Source organism: Pseudarthrobacter kochi (assembly GCF_055412805.1).
This window is the reverse complement of the sequence record NZ_JBVAYV010000002.1, coordinates 139,153-153,863: the sequence shown is the minus strand read 5'-3', so window position 1 is coordinate 153,863 and position 14,711 is coordinate 139,153. Positions and strand designations below refer to the sequence as shown.

Genomic DNA, 14,711 nt, shown 5'->3' with positions numbered 1-14,711 from the left:
TCAATGACCGCCCTCAGCTGAAAACAACCGTGGTCAGCTGAAAACAACCGTGCGGTTCCCGTCCAGCAGGACCCGGTGCTCGGCATGCCACTGCACGGCCTGGGCCAGGGTGCGGCCCTCGACGTCGCGGCCCATCTGGACGAACTGCTCGGCAGTGCGCCGGTGGTCCACCCGGATGACCTCCTGCTCGATGATCGGACCCTCGTCCAGGGCGGCCGTCACATAGTGGGCGGTGGCGCCGATGAGCTTCACGCCGCGGGCGTGAGCCTGGTGGTAGGGCTTGGCGCCCTTGAAGGACGGCAGGAAGGAGTGGTGGATGTTGATGGCCTTGCCGGTCAGGTGCTGGCACAGCTCGTCGGAGATGATCTGCATGTAGCGGGCCAGGACCGTGAGCTCGATATCGTGCTCGGCCATCAGCGCCCGCAGCTGGTCTTCGGCCTGGGCCTTGGTGTCCGGGGTGACCGGGATGTGGTGGAAGGGGATGCCGTAGAACTCGGCCAGGCCCGCCAGGTCCCGGTGGTTGGACACGATGGCCGGGATCTCGATGGGCAGGGTGCCGGATCGCTGCAGGAACAGCAGGTCGTTGAGGCAGTGCGCGGACGTGCTGGCCATCAACAGGGTCCGGATCTTCCGGCCGGCCGGGTTGAGGCTCCACTGCATCCCGAAGGCCTGGGCCACGGGCTCCAGGGCGGCCTGAAGCTCCAGCTGGGAGTTCGCCGTCGTGGCCTCCACGCGCATGAAGAAGGTGCCGGTGCCCTGGCTGCCGTACTGCTGCGAGTCGGTGATGTTGCAGCCCGCAACGAGCAGGGCGCCCGCGACGGCGTGCACGATCCCGGGGCGGTCCGGGCAGGAGAGGGTCAGGATATAGGAAGCAGTCCGCTGGTCATCAGTCACGGAAGACAGCCTACCCGCGGTCACTCAGGGGCTCGGTCCGGGCCGCCGGCCTGGGGTATTCTGGAACGGTCGCAACTGGCGTTGGGTGGTTAACCACCAGGGAGCGGCACTCACGAAGACCACGGATCGTACGCCTGGGCCGAGGGTCATGTTTTCCGGTTGGCAGCGCCTTGCTGCCGGCCCGCCGTCGGCACCCTCAACGGGCGCCGGTCCCTTGGCACGCCTGCTCTTCCGGGGCCGTAATCTAGGGGCGCCGCCGCGGGCCAGCCGGTAACCTGACCTTAAGCAGTGCCCGTTGCCTAGCCAGGAGTTCCCCCGTGACCACCTCTCTTAGCCTTTCTTCCGCCGCCGTGAGCAACCAGCCACTGGCCGAACTTGACCCCGAAATCGCCGCAGTCCTCGCCCAGGAGCTTGGCCGCCAGCGCGGCACCCTGGAGATGATCGCCTCCGAGAACTTCGCCCCGCGCGCCGTGATGGAAGCCCAGGGTTCGGTACTGACCAACAAGTACGCCGAGGGTTACCCGGGCCGCCGCTACTACGGCGGCTGCGAATACGTCGACATCGCCGAGCAGCTCGCGATCGACCGGGTCAAGGAGCTCTTCGGCGCCGAATACGCCAACGTCCAGCCGCACTCCGGCGCCCAGGCCAACGCCGCGGCGCTCTCGGCCATGATCACCCCGGGGGACAAAATCCTCGGCCTGTCCCTGGCCCACGGCGGCCACCTGACGCACGGCATGAAGCTCAACTTCTCCGGCAAGCTCTACCAGGTTGCCGCGTACCAGGTCGAGGAAGACAACTTCCGCATCGACATGGACAAGCTCCGCGAGCAGGCCATCGCCGAGAAGCCCCAGGTCATCATCGCCGGCTGGTCCGCCTACCCGCGGCACCTGGACTTCGAGGCCTTCCGCTCGATCGCCGATGAGGTCGGGGCGCTGCTCTGGACCGACATGGCGCACTTCGCCGGCCTTGTGGCCGCCGGCCTGCACCCGAGCCCGGTCCCGTACTCCGACGTCGTCACCTCCACTGTGCACAAGACCCTCGCCGGCCCCCGCTCCGGCGTGATCCTGGCCAAGAAGGAGTGGGCCAAAAAGATCAACTCCAATGTCTTCCCGGGCCAGCAGGGCGGACCGCTCATGCACGTCATCGCCGCCAAGGCCGTCGCGTTCAAGATTGCCGGCACGGAGGAATTCAAGGAGCGCCAGGAGCGCGTCCTGGAAGGCGCCCGGATCATCGCCGACCGCCTGAACCAGGCCGATGTGTCCGATGCCGGCGTCTCCGTCCTCACCGGCGGCACCGACGTGCACCTGGTCCTGGTGGACCTGCGGAACTCCCAGCTCGACGGCCAGCAGGCGGAAGACCTCCTGCACTCGGTAGGCATCACGGTCAACCGCAACGCCGTGCCGTTCGACCCGCGCCCGCCGATGGTCACCTCCGGCCTGCGCATCGGCACCCCGGCCCTGGCCACCCGCGGCTTCGGCGCCGGGGAGTTCACGGAGGTCGCCGAGATCATCGCCACCGCCCTGAAGTCCGGCTCCGTCACCGACATCGAGGCGCTCCAGTCCCGCGTGGACAAGCTCGCCGCCGACTTCCCGCTGTACCCGCAGCACGAGCAGTGGTAGGCCATGACTTCTGCAGAGACTGCACAAACAGCTGAACGGGCACAGATCCTCGACGGCAAAGCCACAGCCGCCACCATCAAGGCCGAACTGACCGAACGCGTAGCCGCGCTCAAGACCCGGGGGATCGTGCCCGGACTGGGCACCATCCTGGTGGGTTCCGACCCTGGCAGCACCTGGTACGTCGGCGGCAAGCACAAGGACTGCGCCGAAGTGGGCATCACGTCCATCCGGCGTGACCTGCCGGCGGAAACCACCCAGGAGGAGCTCCTGGCCGTGGTCCGGGAGCTCAACGGGAACCCGGAATGCACCGGCTACATCGTCCAGCTCCCGCTGCCCAGGCACATCGACCAGGACGTCATCCTGGAGGCCATGGACCCGGACAAGGATGCCGACGGCCTGCACCCGATGAACCTCGGCCGGCTTGTGGCCAACGTCAGCGGCCCCATGAGGTCCCCGCTGCCGTGCACCCCCAAAGGCTGCGTGGAGCTGCTCACCCGGCACGGCATCAGCCTCAGCGGCAAGCGCGTGCTCGTGGTGGGCCGAGGCGTCACGATCGGCCGCCCGGTGGGGCTGCTGCTCACCCGCAAGGACGTCAACGCCACTGTTATCCTGGCCCACACCGGCACCGTGGACCTGCCCGCCGAACTCCGGCAGGCCGACGTCGTGATTGCCGCCGCCGGCCAGCCGCACATGATCAAGGCGGCGGACCTCAAGCCGGGCGCCATCGTGCTCGACGTCGGCGTGAGCCGGGTCGATGACGGCTCCGGAAAGGCCGTGGTCACCGGGGACGTCGAGCCGGCGGCGGCCGACGTCGCCGCCTGGCTGTCCCCGAACCCCGGGGGAGTGGGCCCGATGACCCGCGCCATGCTGCTGGCCAACGTGGTGGAAACCGCGGAACGCCACCTGGCGGAGGCGGACGCGCCGGCCCGCGACTGAGCCTGCACACGCAGGGCGCCCCTCCTCCCGGAGGCGGCGCCCTGCGGCGTTTAAGCCGCCGGCGCGGGTGCCGGCATAACGAATGGCAAACGTCTGGATTTTTTACGAAAAGACTCTTTCATAGTTCGGCGGTTTCCACTACCGTGAGTCGGGTGCCTGAACTCGACTCGAAAGAATCCTCACCCAAGGAAGCCCGCGTGAGCCCCGCCGAATCCGGCCCGCCGCAGTATGTGATCACGGCCGAAAACCTGACGAAGCGCTACGGCGATGTGGTCGCCGTCGACGGTATCTCCTTCTCCGTGCCCGCCGGCGAGGCCTTCGGCCTGCTCGGCCCCAACGGTGCGGGCAAGTCCACCACCATGAAGATGATCGGCGGGGTGTCCCAGCGGACCTCCGGGAGCCTGAGCATCATGGGCCTGGACCCGGACCAGAACGGTCCGGAGGTGCGTGCGCACCTGGGCGTCGTCCCGCAGCAGGACAACCTCGACGAGGAACTCAAGGTCCGGGACAACCTCCTGGTCTACGGCCGCTACTTCGGCCTGCCGATGAGCTACCTCAAGCCCAAAGCCGATGAACTGCTCGAGTTCGCCCAGCTCACCGACAAGGCCAAGTCCAAGGTGGATGCGCTCTCCGGCGGCATGAAGCGCCGGCTGACGATCGCGCGCTCCCTCATCAACGAACCCCGGATCCTGCTCCTGGATGAACCCACCACCGGGCTGGACCCGCAGGCGCGGCACATCCTCTGGGACCGGCTGTTCCGGCTCAAGGAGCAGGGCGTCACCCTGATCCTCACGACCCACTATATGGACGAGGCCGAGCAGCTCTGCGACCGCCTGATCGTGGTGGACAAGGGCAGGATCATGGCCGAAGGCTCGCCCGCAAGCCTGATCCGCGAATACTCGACCCGCGAGGTCCTGGAACTGCGCTTCGGCTCGGAACGCAACGCCACCATCGGTGCCGAACTCGAAGGCATCGGCGAACGGCTCGAAACCCTGCCGGACCGCGTCCTGATCTACGCCCACGACGGCGAGGCCGCCCTCGAAGAGGTCTCCGCCCGCGGGCTGCGGCCGGTGACGTCGCTGGTGCGCCGGTCCTCGCTTGAGGATGTTTTCCTGCGCCTGACCGGCAGGAGCCTCGTTGAGTAGGTCGGAGACGACGCCGGCCCCCGGACTGCGCGCCCACTCGCCGGAGGTCTCGGCCGCCCGCGCCCGGCGCTGGGGCTCGCTCTACTTCGCCGAGCACGTCCTCCGGGTGATGAAGAGCTACGGCTGGACCATCGTCATGTACGGCGTCGGGCAGCCGGTCGCCTACCTCTTCGCCATGGGCGTGGGGCTCGCAAGCCTCGTAGACACCAGCAGCACGCCAATCTTCGGCGGCGTCAGCTACTTGGTCTTCATTGCTCCGGCCCTGCTGGTCTCGGCCGCGGTCATGACGGCCGCCAGCGAATTGACCTTCCCGATTATGGACGGTTTCAAGTGGCGCCGCGTCTTCTACGGGCCGCACGCCTCGCCGTTGACGCCGGAGCAGATTGCCCTCGGACAGATCATCGCCGTCACTGTGCGTTTCCTGCTGCAGTCCGCGATCTACTTCGCCGTCGTCGCGCTGTTCGGGGCGTCCCCGAGCGGCTGGGGCTGGGTCTCGATCCTGGTAGCCACCCTCGCGGGTTTGGCTTTTGGATTGCCGCTGATGGCCTACGCGGCCTCGATCAAGCAGGACAAAGGCCAGTTCGCCATGGTCATGCGGTTTATCGTGATGCCGCTGTTCCTGTTTTCCGGCACCTTCTTCCCGCTGGACTCGCTGCCCCTCGCCGTGCGCTGGATCGGCTGGATCTCACCGATCTGGCACGGCACCGAACTGGGCCGGGTCTTCAGCTACGGCTACCCGGAGGCCCCGTTGCTGACCATCGCGCACGTCGTCTTCCTGCTGGCCCTCACGGTGCTCGGCTGGGTCCTGACAAAACGCCAGTTCATCAGGAGGATGGCCGGATGAGCGCCGTCACCACCAGCCACAGCGCCACCGAGGCCGCACGCAACCGGAAGTTCGGGCCCCTATACTCCCGGAACGTCCGGGCCGTCGTCGCCCGCGGGCTGATGGCCACCAAGAGCAGCAACTGGATGGTCATGCTCTCCGGCTTCTTCGAGCCCGTGCTGTACCTGATTGCCATGGGAGTGGGCCTGGGGCCGATCGTCGGCTCGGTGCAGGGGCCCGGCGGCGGGGAGATCTCCTATGCCGCCTACATCGCGCCGGCGCTGCTGGCCGTGTCCGCGATGAACGGTGCCGTCTACGACTCCACGTGGAACGTCTTCTTCAAAATGAACTTCGCCAAGCTGTACCAGGGCATGCTCTACACCTCGCTGGGCCCGCTGGACGTCGCCATGGGGGAGATCTTCCTGGCCCTGCTGCGCGGCCTGATGTACGCCACCGGGTTCACCGCCGTCATGGGCCTCATGGGGCTGATCACGACGCCGTGGGCCATCCTCATGGTCCCGGCCGCAGTCCTGATCGCCTTCGGCTTCGCGAGCTTCGGGATGGGCATCACAAGCTTCATGAAGACGTTCCAGCAGATGGACTGGATCAACTTCGTCATGTTGCCGATGTTCCTGTTCAGCGCCACCTTCTACCCGCTCAGCGTCTACCCGCAGTACATCCAGTGGCTCATCCAGGCGATGCCGCTGTGGCACGGCGTGGAACTGCTCCGGCAGATCAGCGTGGGAGCCTTCACCCCGGCAACAGCGGTCCACATCGGCTACTACCTTGTGATGATCGCCTTCGGCCTGCTGCTGACCACCGGACGGCTGCGCCGGCTGTTCCTCAAATAGCCGACCCAAACTAACTGGCAGCAGGGGCCGTTATGAGCGCTCAAAACGGCCCCTGCTGCCAGCTAGTTGGGATGGACCGACGGCGGCCGGGTACGCAGGCGCACGTTCGCCCGGGGTGGAAGCGGCCCGGGGTGCTGCGGGGGTTTGCGATAATAGGCTCATGCAACCTCTGGGCAACCCCGCGTCTTCCAAGCCGTCCACGAACGGCGCCAAATTCTCCATGTTCCGCATCAGCGGTCCCGGGATGATGGTGTTCATCATCGCGTTCGTCGTCGCGGTCATCTTTGCTGCGAACCAGAACGACGTCGTCGGCTGGATCGTGGCGATCATCGCCGGCTTCTGGCTCGCCCTGGCCTCCTTCGTGGTCTTCAGCATCCAGAAGGCAGCCAAGAAGGCCGGAGCCAAGATCACGGAAGCGCAGAACGCCTTCAACGCGGCGGCCGGCCGGTCGCCGTCGTCGGGCAGTGTTGACCATGGCAGCACCCGGCTGGTGGAGGTCCGCCGCGAAACCGACGAAGTGCGGGACCTGAAACTCGACCACTCGTTCAAGATCGTGCAGGTGCAGGTCCGCGTCGTCGAGCAGGAACGGGCGAAAGGCGCAGCCTCGGACCAGGACACGATCCGCCGGGCGCTCGAAACCATCGAGATCACCGCCACCAACGCCCGGGACATGATCAAGTCCTCCGGCGGCACGGACGAACCCGTCTCCGGAACCATTGTCGACTAGAGTGGATCGGGTGATATCGGCATTGAAGAAGGACAACCTTCGCATCGCAACAGTGAACGTCAATGGACTCCGCGCCGCGTATAAGAAGGGCATGGCCGGGTGGCTTGAGCCGCGCGAAGTGGACATTCTCTGCCTGCAGGAGGTCCGCGCGCCTGACGCGATCGTCCACGAGCTGCTCGGCGAGGGCTGGTACGTCCTGCACGCGGAAGCCGAAGCCAAAGGCCGCGCCGGCGTTGCCATCGCGTCCCGCACCGAACCCCTGCAGACCCGGACTGGCATCGGCGACGACTACTTCGCCACGACGGGCCGCTGGGTCGAAGCCGACTACTCCGTCCGCAACGCGAAGGGCGAGGCCTCACAGCTGACCGTTGCCAGCGCCTACGTCCACTCCGGCGAGGCGGGCACCCCGAAACAGGACGACAAATTCCGTTTCCTCGACGTGATGGCCAACCGGCTCCCCGAGCTGGCCAAACACAGCGACCACGCCCTCGTGGTGGGCGACCTCAACGTTGGCCACACGGAGCTGGACATCAGGAACTGGAAGGGCAACGTCAAACGTGCCGGCTTCCTTCCCGAGGAGCGGGCGTACTTCGACCGTTTCTTCGGCGAGGACATCGGCTGGAAGGATGTTCACAGGGGCCTGGCGGGCAACGTCGACGGCCCCTACACTTGGTGGTCGCAACGGGGACAGGCCTTCGACAACGACACAGGCTGGCGCATTGATTACCACATGGCCACGCCCGCTCTCGCTGCTGCCGCAGTGTCAGCCGTTGTCGACAGGGCACCGTCCTGGGACACCCGCTTCTCCGACCACGCCCCGCTGGTAGTGGACTACCGGCTCTAAGTCCGAAGGTTTTTATCAAGATGACTAGTTCAACCGCCGCTGCACCCAAGAAACGCATCCTCTCCGGTGCCAAGCCCACCGCGGATTCCCTGCACCTGGGCAACTACATCGGTGCCGTCCGCAACTGGGTGGACATGCAGTCCGAGTACGACGCAGTGTTCTTCATCCCCGACCTGCACGCCATTACCGTCGACTTCGAGCCTTCCGAACTGGCCAAGCGAACGCGCGTCGTGGCCGCCCAGTACATTGCGGCCGGGATTGATCCGGACAAATCCATCTTCTTCGTGCAGTCGCATGTTCCTGAACATGCACAGCTGGCGTGGGCGCTGAACTGCATCACGGGGTTCGGCGAAGCATCCCGCATGACACAGTTCAAGGACAAGACCCAGAAGTCCGGAGCGGAGGCCGCGACCCTGGGCCTCTTCGCGTATCCGACCCTGATGGCCGCCGACATCCTGCTCTACCAGACGGATCTGGTGCCGGTGGGCGAGGACCAGCGCCAGCACCTGGAGCTGACGCGCAACCTGGCGCAGCGCTTCAACACCCGCTTCGGGGAGACCTTCACGGTGCCCGAGGCGACCATCCTCAAGGCCAGCGCGAAGATCTACGACCTCCAGAACCCCGCAGCCAAGATGTCCAAGACCGGCGAGTCGCCCAACGGATCCATCCAGCTGCTCGAGGATCCCAAAGTCGCCGCCAAGCGCATCAAGTCCGCCGTGACGGATGCCGGTACGGAGATCCGCTTCGACCCGGAAGGCAAGCCGGGCGTCTCCAACCTGCTGACCATCTTTTCGACGCTGACCGGCAAGCCCGTGGCAGAGCTGGAAGCCGAGTACCAGGGCAAGATGTACGGCCACCTGAAGACGGACCTGGCCGAGGTGATGGTGGACTTCATCACGCCGCTGCGGAACCGCACCAACGAACTGATGGCCGATCCTGCCGAGCTGGACAGGCTGCTGGCCCAGGGCGCGGAGCGTGCCCGCGAAATTGCCTCCGTCACGCTGGCCCGGGTCTACGAGCGCATGGGGTTCCTGCCCTCGCTCAGCTTGGCCGGGGTCCGCTAGCGCGATGTCCTCCGTCAGCAAAGTCACCGCTCACGAGCCGAAACGCGGCACCCCGCGCGCCGGCAGCAGCACGGCTCCAGAGATCCGGGACGCCGAGGGCAATGGACAGCGCAGCGAAGGCATCAGCATCGGCGTGATCCTGGGATTTCCGGTGGAGATCGCCGAGGAACTCCAGCGCTGGCGCGCCTCCTTCGGCGACCCCATGGCGGGCGTCATCCCTGCCCACATCACGCTCGTGACGACCACCATGACCCAGGACTGGGACGCGACGCGGAACCACGTGCGTGACGTCGCAAGCAAGCAGGAGCCTTTCAACGTCACCATCGCCGGCACCGGTTCCTTCCGGCCGGTGTCCCCGGTGGTCTTCCTCAACGTTGAGGACGGGTTCGGCGACTGCGTGAGCCTGCACCAGCAGCTCCAGACCGGACCGCTGGAGCGGGAGCTGCCGTTCGCGTACCACCCGCACGTCACCGTCGCCCACGACGTCGCGCCGGAAAGCCTCGATGAGGCCGAAACGGCGCTCAAGGATTACAGGGCCACGTTCCCGGTGGCTAGCATGGGACTTTACGAACACGACGACAACGGCATTTGGCAGCTACGGGAAGAGCTTGACTTTGGGACCGAACGTGACAGCGACCGAGGCGAGGACGGTGCCGCAGGCGCCCGCTAAGCCACCCCTTCCCACTGATCTGGCCGGGCTGAAGCTGGAAGTCATCCGGAAGAGGCTCGACTGGGGCAGGGTCCGGCGCTCCGGCGGCGGGGGGATGGCGTCGCTGATGGCGATGGTGCCGTGGCTGCTTGCCCGGCTGAACACCTTGCGACCACTCCGCGCCTTCCAGCACTACAACCTCCAGCACGGCCCGCTGATGAGCGCCGGCATCGGCTTCAGGATGTTCTTTTCCATCACCGGCCTGCTGGCCACCGGATTCTCCCTCGCCGGCCTGTTCCTGCGCGGACAGCCCGCGCTGCTGGACCAGATCATCAAGAGCGTCGCCACCGCGGCGCCCGGCCTCCTGCAGGTCGACGGCGGCGAGGGCCTGGTTGATCCCGACCAGCTGCTGAACCCTGCCAACCTCGGCTGGACCGCCGTGATCGCTGCCGTGGTGACGGTGTTCACCGCGCTGGGGTGGATGAGCGGCATCCGCGACGGTGTGCGGGGCATGATGCAGCTCGGCCCGCGGGGGATGAACCCGGTCCTGCAGATCCTGCGCGACGCCGGAACCCTCCTTCTGCTCGGAGTCGCCCTGGTGATCAGCTCGGCAGCCTCGCTGGTCTTCGGGACGGCGGCGGACTGGGTGGCCGGACAGCTGAGCCTCGATCCGCTGCTCGCCGGGCCCCTGACGGCCGCCGTGACGATCCTGGTGCCGCTGTTCCTCGCCTGGGGGACCGCCCTGATCATGTTCCGGGTGGCCGCAGGGCTGAAGCTGGCCCGGCGCTCACTCCTGGAAGGGACCCTCCTCGCCGCGGTGGGCACCACCGTGCTGCAGATCTTCAGCACCCAGCTGCTGGCCAGTGCGGGGAAAAACCCCATCCTGGCGCCCTTCGCCATCATCATCGGCCTGCTGATCTGGTTCAACCTGGTCAGCCAGGTGTACGTGGTCTGCGCCGCGTGGGTGGCGGTCCGGGAGCGGGACCTCAGCCTGCAGCCGGCCACCAAAAAGACCGGGTGGGGCGCCCGCCGGGTCCAGCCGGGCAAGACGCCCGTGGAGTCCGGCGAGGGCCACCGCCCGGCCGTGGCTATGCGGTGGCGTCGAGGTACTGGTCGGCCCAGGCTGAAATAATCTTCGCGGCGCGCGCCGCCTGGCCCTTGCCGGTCAGGAGGTGGTCGGAGCCCTCCAGCGAGACGAAGCTGCGCGGATGGCGTGCGGTCTGGAAGATGGTGCTGGCGTTCTCGATGCCCACGGTGTTGTCAGTGGGGGAGTGCAGCACCAGCAGCGGTTTGTGCAGCTGCCGGATGCAGTCCGTCAGGTCCGCGTGTTCCAGGTCCTCCACGAAATGCCGGCGGATCTCCAACCGCTTGCCGCCCAGGTCCACCTCGGCGCTTCCCTCGCTCAGGATCCGGTCCAGCGCGGCGTCAAAGACGTGGGCCACGTGTTGGGGTGAGAACGGGGCGCCCACGGTTGCCACGGCGTCGAGCTCCGGGATCTCCCGTGCGGCCGCCAGCACCGCGGCCCCGCCAAAGGAATGACCCACGAGCAGGGAAACCGGCCGGCCCGAGTCACGCATGAAGTCGGCCGCCTTCACGGTGTCCGCCACCTTGTGGCTGAAGGAGCCCTCCGACCACAGCCCGGCCGATTCGCCCAGGCCCAGGTTGTCGAAGCGGAGCATGCCCACCCCGTTGTCCGCCAGAGCCTTGCAGATCCGCGAGGCCGAGGGGCTGTCCTTGCCCAGCGTGAAGCCGTGCGAGAAGACGCCCCAGCCTTTCACCGGCCCCTCGGGGACATCGACGATGCCGGAGAGGACTTCCCCGGTGGAACCCTGGAAGGAGACTTTTTCGGAGCGGGACACGTGGACCTTTCGATAAGGGGGCCGACGACGACAACGGCGCCCCCACCGGGAAGGTGGGAGGCGCCGTCGTCGTGCTGTTGTCTAAGTTCTGGCGAACCAGTTGCTAGATCTTGCGGGACAGAATGGCCTGCTTGACCTCAGCGATGGCCTGCGTGACCTGGATGCCGCGCGGGCATGCCTCGGTGCAGTTGAAGGTAGTGCGGCAGCGCCACACGCCTTCCTTGTCGTTGAGGATCTCCAGGCGCATGTCGCCGGCATCATCACGGGAATCGAAGATGAAGCGGTGCGCGTTCACGATGGCCGCCGGGCCGAAGTACTGGCCGTCGGTCCAGAACACCGGGCAGGACGACGTGCACGCGGCGCAGAGGATGCACTTGGTGGTGTCGTCGAACCGCTCGCGGTCTTCGGCCGACTGCAGGCGTTCCTTGGTGGGCTCGTGGCCGCGGTTGATCAGGAATGGCATGACTTCGCGGAAGGACTGGAAGAACGGTTCCATGTCCACGATCAGGTCCTTCTCCACCGGCAGGCCCTTGATCGGCTCGACCGTGATGGGCTTGGACGTGTCCAGGTCCTTCAGCAGGGTCTTGCAGGCGAGTCGGTTGCGGCCGTTGATGCGCATGGCATCGGAACCGCAGACACCGTGCGCACAGGAACGGCGGAAGGAGACGCTGCCGTCGATTTCCCACTTGATCTTGTGCAGGGCGTCAAGGACACGGTCGGTGCCGTACATGGTCACGTGGAAGTCGTCCCAGGTGGACTCGTCGGAGACCTCGGGGTTGTAGCGGCGCACCCGCAGGTGGACGTCGAAGGAGGGGATGTCCCCGCCGCCCCCGATGTGGGCGGGCAGTTCGATCTTGGAGGCTGGCTCAGCAAGTTCAGCGGTCATCTTAGTACTTCCTCACCATCGGCTCGTAACGCGTAAAGACCACCGGTTTGGTGGCCAGCCGGATGCCCGCAATGGCCTCCGCGGAACCATCCGCCGGAGCATGCTCATCCTTGTACGCCATGGAGTGCTTCATGAATTTTTCGTCGTCGCGCTCGGGGAAGTCCTCGCGGAAGTGGCCGCCACGGGATTCCTCGCGGTGCAGGGCCGCCACCGTCATGACCTTGGCGAGCTCCAGCAGGAAGCCCAGCTCCACGGCCTCGAGCAGATCCAGGTTAAAGCGCTTGCCCTTGTCCTGGACGCTGATGCGCTGGTACCGCTCCTCGAAGGACGCGATGTCCGTCAGGACCTGGTTCAGCGTGTCGGCGGTGCGGAACACCTGCATGTTGGCATCCATCGTGTCCTGCAGTTCCTTGCGGATCGCAGCGACCTTCTCGGTGCCGTCAGAGGTGCGGACGTGGTTCAGGAGGTCCAGGGTGTAGGCCTCCGGGTCAACCGGGAGATCCACGAACTCGGCGGTCTTGGCGTACTCCGCGGCGGCGATGCCGGCGCGCTTGCCGAAGACGTTGATGTCCAGGAGCGAGTTGGTGCCCAGGCGGTTGGAGCCGTGCACGGAGACGCAGGCAACCTCACCGGCGGCGTAGAGTCCCGGGACCACGGTGTCGTTGTCCTGGAGCACCTCGGCGCTGATGTTGGTGGGGATGCCGCCCATGGCGTAGTGCGCCGTCGGGAAGACCGGCACCGGCTCCGTGTACGGCTCGACACCCAGGTAGGTGCGGGCGAACTCGGTGATGTCCGGCAGCTTGGCGTCGATGTGTGCCGGCTCAAGGTGCGTCAGGTCCAGCAGGACGTAGTCCTTGTTCGGGCCGCAGCCGCGTCCCTCCCTGACCTCGTTGGCCATGGAGCGGGCCACAATGTCGCGGGGGGCGAGGTCCTTGATGGTGGGGGCGTAGCGCTCCATGAAGCGTTCACCCTCGGAGTTTCGCAGGATCGCGCCTTCGCCGCGGGCGGCCTCGGAGAGCAGGATGCCCAGGCCGGCGAGGCCTGTCGGGTGGAACTGGAAGAATTCCATGTCCTCCAGGGGGATACCGCGGCGGAACGCGATGCCCATGCCGTCACCGGTCAGGGTGTGGGCGTTGGACGTGGTCTTGAAGACCTTGCCCGCGCCGCCGGAGGCGAACACCACGGACTTGGCCTGGAAGACGTGCAGCTCGCCGGAGGCGAGGTCATAGGACACGACGCCGGCAACTCGCTTCTGCTTGTACGGCGTGCCGTCCTCGCGGACAGCGTCCTCCTCGACCGTGAGCAGGTCAAGGACGTAGTACTCGTTGTAGAACTCAACGTTGTGCTTGACGCAGTTTTGGTACAGGGTCTGCAGGATCATGTGGCCGGTGCGGTCGGCGGCGTAGCACGCACGGCGGACCGGGGCCTTGCCGTGGTCGCGGGTGTGGCCGCCGAAGCGACGCTGGTCAATCCGGCCTTCGGGCGTGCGGTTGAACGGCAGGCCCATCTTTTCCAGGTCCAGGACGGCGTCGATCGCTTCCTTCGCCATGACCTCGGCGGCGTCCTGGTCAACCAGGTAGTCGCCGCCCTTGATGGTGTCGAAGGTGTGCCACTCCCAGTTGTCCTCTTCGACGTTGGCCAGGGCTGCGCACATGCCGCCCTGCGCCGCGCCGGTGTGGGAGCGGGTGGGGTACAGCTTGGTCAGTACTGCTGTTTTGGCGCGCTGACCTGATTCGATCGCCGCGCGCATCCCGGCGCCACCGGCACCGACGATGACGACGTCGTACTTATGGACCTGCATACCAGACGCTCTTTCTCTCAAAATTCGCTAACAACACCGGCCGGCGGAGCAGGCCCGGTGAAACCTCGTGGAAATCCCGTGCCTGCACTGGCAGGCAATGTTCGGGTGCCGCTGGGGCTGCGCCGCTACGGCGCGGGGCAGAAGCCGCCGGGCAGCTGGACACCGTTGACCACGGGGCACGGGTCAAAGGTGAAGATGACCATCGTGCCGAGGATGATGATGGCGGTGGTGGCCGCGTACAGCACGATCTTCAGCCACAGGCGGGTCGCGTCCTTCTCGGCGTAATCGTTGATGATGGTGCGCACACCGTTGGTGCCGTGCAGCATGGCCAGCCACAGCATGGCGAGGTCCCAGATCTGCCAGAACGGGTCGGCCCACTTGCCGGCCACAAAGCCGAAGTCGATGGCGTGGATGCCCTCGCCCACCAGCAGGTTGACGGCCAGGTGCCCGAAGATCAGGACAACGAGGACCACACCGGAAAGCCGCATGAAGAGCCATGCGAGCATTTCGAAGTTCCCCTTGGAACCACCGTGGCGGCGGTACTGCGGCGCAATGCGGTTGCTGCCGATCTTTGCGGCACTGCGTGGGCTCTGAATTTCAGTTGCACTCATGG

The 14,711-nt window shown here is 66.4% G+C and carries 15 protein-coding genes and 1 riboswitch; of the genes, 10 read left to right on the top strand and 5 right to left on the bottom strand.

From position 1 onward, the window contains the following. Positions 1-33: 33 nt before the first annotated feature. Entirely contained in the window at positions 34-894 is an 861-nt protein-coding gene (gene purU, locus ACZY0Y_RS01890) for a formyltetrahydrofolate deformylase (RefSeq protein ID WP_463956578.1), read from the bottom strand. 61 nt (positions 895-955) lie between these two features. After that, positions 956-1,041, top strand: a riboswitch (ZMP/ZTP riboswitch). A 170-nt stretch (positions 1,042-1,211) separates the two neighbouring features. Here purU and glyA point away from each other — a divergent pair. From glyA to ACZY0Y_RS01840, 10 genes are all read left to right on the top strand, one after another. Continuing rightward, positions 1,212-2,513 carry a serine hydroxymethyltransferase gene (glyA, locus tag ACZY0Y_RS01885; protein ID WP_463956577.1) on the top strand — a complete coding sequence of 434 codons (1,302 nt, stop codon included), beginning with the start codon at positions 1,212-1,214 and terminating at the stop codon, positions 2,511-2,513. 3 nt (positions 2,514-2,516) lie between these two features. After that, positions 2,517-3,449 (top strand): bifunctional methylenetetrahydrofolate dehydrogenase/methenyltetrahydrofolate cyclohydrolase, encoded by a 933-nt coding sequence (locus ACZY0Y_RS01880; RefSeq protein ID WP_463956576.1) that lies wholly within the window; start codon positions 2,517-2,519, stop codon positions 3,447-3,449. 197 nt (positions 3,450-3,646) lie between these two features. Beyond that, on the top strand, positions 3,647-4,594 hold the full coding sequence (locus ACZY0Y_RS01875) for an ABC transporter ATP-binding protein (RefSeq protein ID WP_202129212.1): 948 nt from the start codon (positions 3,647-3,649) through the stop codon (positions 4,592-4,594). Then, complete coding sequence (locus ACZY0Y_RS01870; protein ID WP_463882772.1) at positions 4,587-5,438, top strand: ABC transporter permease; 852 nt, start codon at positions 4,587-4,589, stop codon at positions 5,436-5,438. The genes ACZY0Y_RS01875 and ACZY0Y_RS01870 overlap by 8 nt, the downstream gene beginning before the upstream one ends. Continuing rightward, positions 5,435-6,268, top strand: coding sequence for an ABC transporter permease (locus ACZY0Y_RS01865; protein ID WP_463956575.1), 834 nt, complete (start codon positions 5,435-5,437; stop codon positions 6,266-6,268). Before ACZY0Y_RS01870 ends, ACZY0Y_RS01865 begins: the two co-directional genes overlap by 4 nt. 160 nt (positions 6,269-6,428) lie before the next feature. Continuing rightward, entirely contained in the window at positions 6,429-6,995 is a 567-nt protein-coding gene (locus ACZY0Y_RS01860; RefSeq protein ID WP_463882770.1) for a hypothetical protein, read from the top strand. A 10-nt stretch (positions 6,996-7,005) separates the two neighbouring features. Continuing rightward, a complete protein-coding gene (locus tag ACZY0Y_RS01855) occupies positions 7,006-7,839 on the top strand; it encodes an exodeoxyribonuclease III (protein WP_463882768.1) in 834 nt (277 codons plus the stop codon). A gap of 20 nt (positions 7,840-7,859) precedes the next feature. After that, complete coding sequence (gene trpS / locus ACZY0Y_RS01850; protein ID WP_463956574.1) at positions 7,860-8,903, top strand: tryptophan--tRNA ligase; 1,044 nt, start codon at positions 7,860-7,862, stop codon at positions 8,901-8,903. 4 nt (positions 8,904-8,907) lie between these two features. After that, the gene (locus tag ACZY0Y_RS01845) at positions 8,908-9,573 is read left to right on the top strand and encodes a 2'-5' RNA ligase family protein (RefSeq protein WP_463882765.1); all 666 of its coding nucleotides are present in this window, start codon (positions 8,908-8,910) and stop codon (positions 9,571-9,573) included. 106 nt (positions 9,574-9,679) lie between these two features. Further along, positions 9,680-10,684, top strand: coding sequence for a YihY/virulence factor BrkB family protein (locus ACZY0Y_RS01840; RefSeq protein WP_463882881.1), 1,005 nt, complete (start codon positions 9,680-9,682; stop codon positions 10,682-10,684). Here ACZY0Y_RS01840 and ACZY0Y_RS01835 read toward each other — a convergent pair. The 4 genes from ACZY0Y_RS01835 to ACZY0Y_RS01820 all read right to left on the bottom strand — a co-directional run bounded on the left by ACZY0Y_RS01835 (position 10,641) and on the right by ACZY0Y_RS01820 (position 14,709). Then, positions 10,641-11,411 (bottom strand): alpha/beta hydrolase family protein, encoded by a 771-nt coding sequence (locus ACZY0Y_RS01835; RefSeq protein WP_463882762.1) that lies wholly within the window; start codon positions 11,409-11,411, stop codon positions 10,641-10,643. The two genes, ACZY0Y_RS01840 and ACZY0Y_RS01835, sit on opposite strands and share 44 nt — an antisense overlap. A gap of 103 nt (positions 11,412-11,514) precedes the next feature. Then, a complete protein-coding gene (locus ACZY0Y_RS01830) occupies positions 11,515-12,297 on the bottom strand; it encodes a succinate dehydrogenase iron-sulfur subunit (RefSeq protein ID WP_024365819.1) in 783 nt (260 codons plus the stop codon). A 1-nt stretch (position 12,298) separates the two neighbouring features. Next, positions 12,299-14,098 (bottom strand): succinate dehydrogenase flavoprotein subunit, encoded by a 1,800-nt coding sequence (gene sdhA, locus ACZY0Y_RS01825; protein WP_463956573.1) that lies wholly within the window; start codon positions 14,096-14,098, stop codon positions 12,299-12,301. Between the two features lie 125 nt (positions 14,099-14,223). Next, the gene (locus ACZY0Y_RS01820; protein WP_024365821.1) at positions 14,224-14,709 is read right to left on the bottom strand and encodes a succinate dehydrogenase hydrophobic membrane anchor subunit; all 486 of its coding nucleotides are present in this window, start codon (positions 14,707-14,709) and stop codon (positions 14,224-14,226) included. Positions 14,710-14,711: the final 2 nt, after the last annotated feature.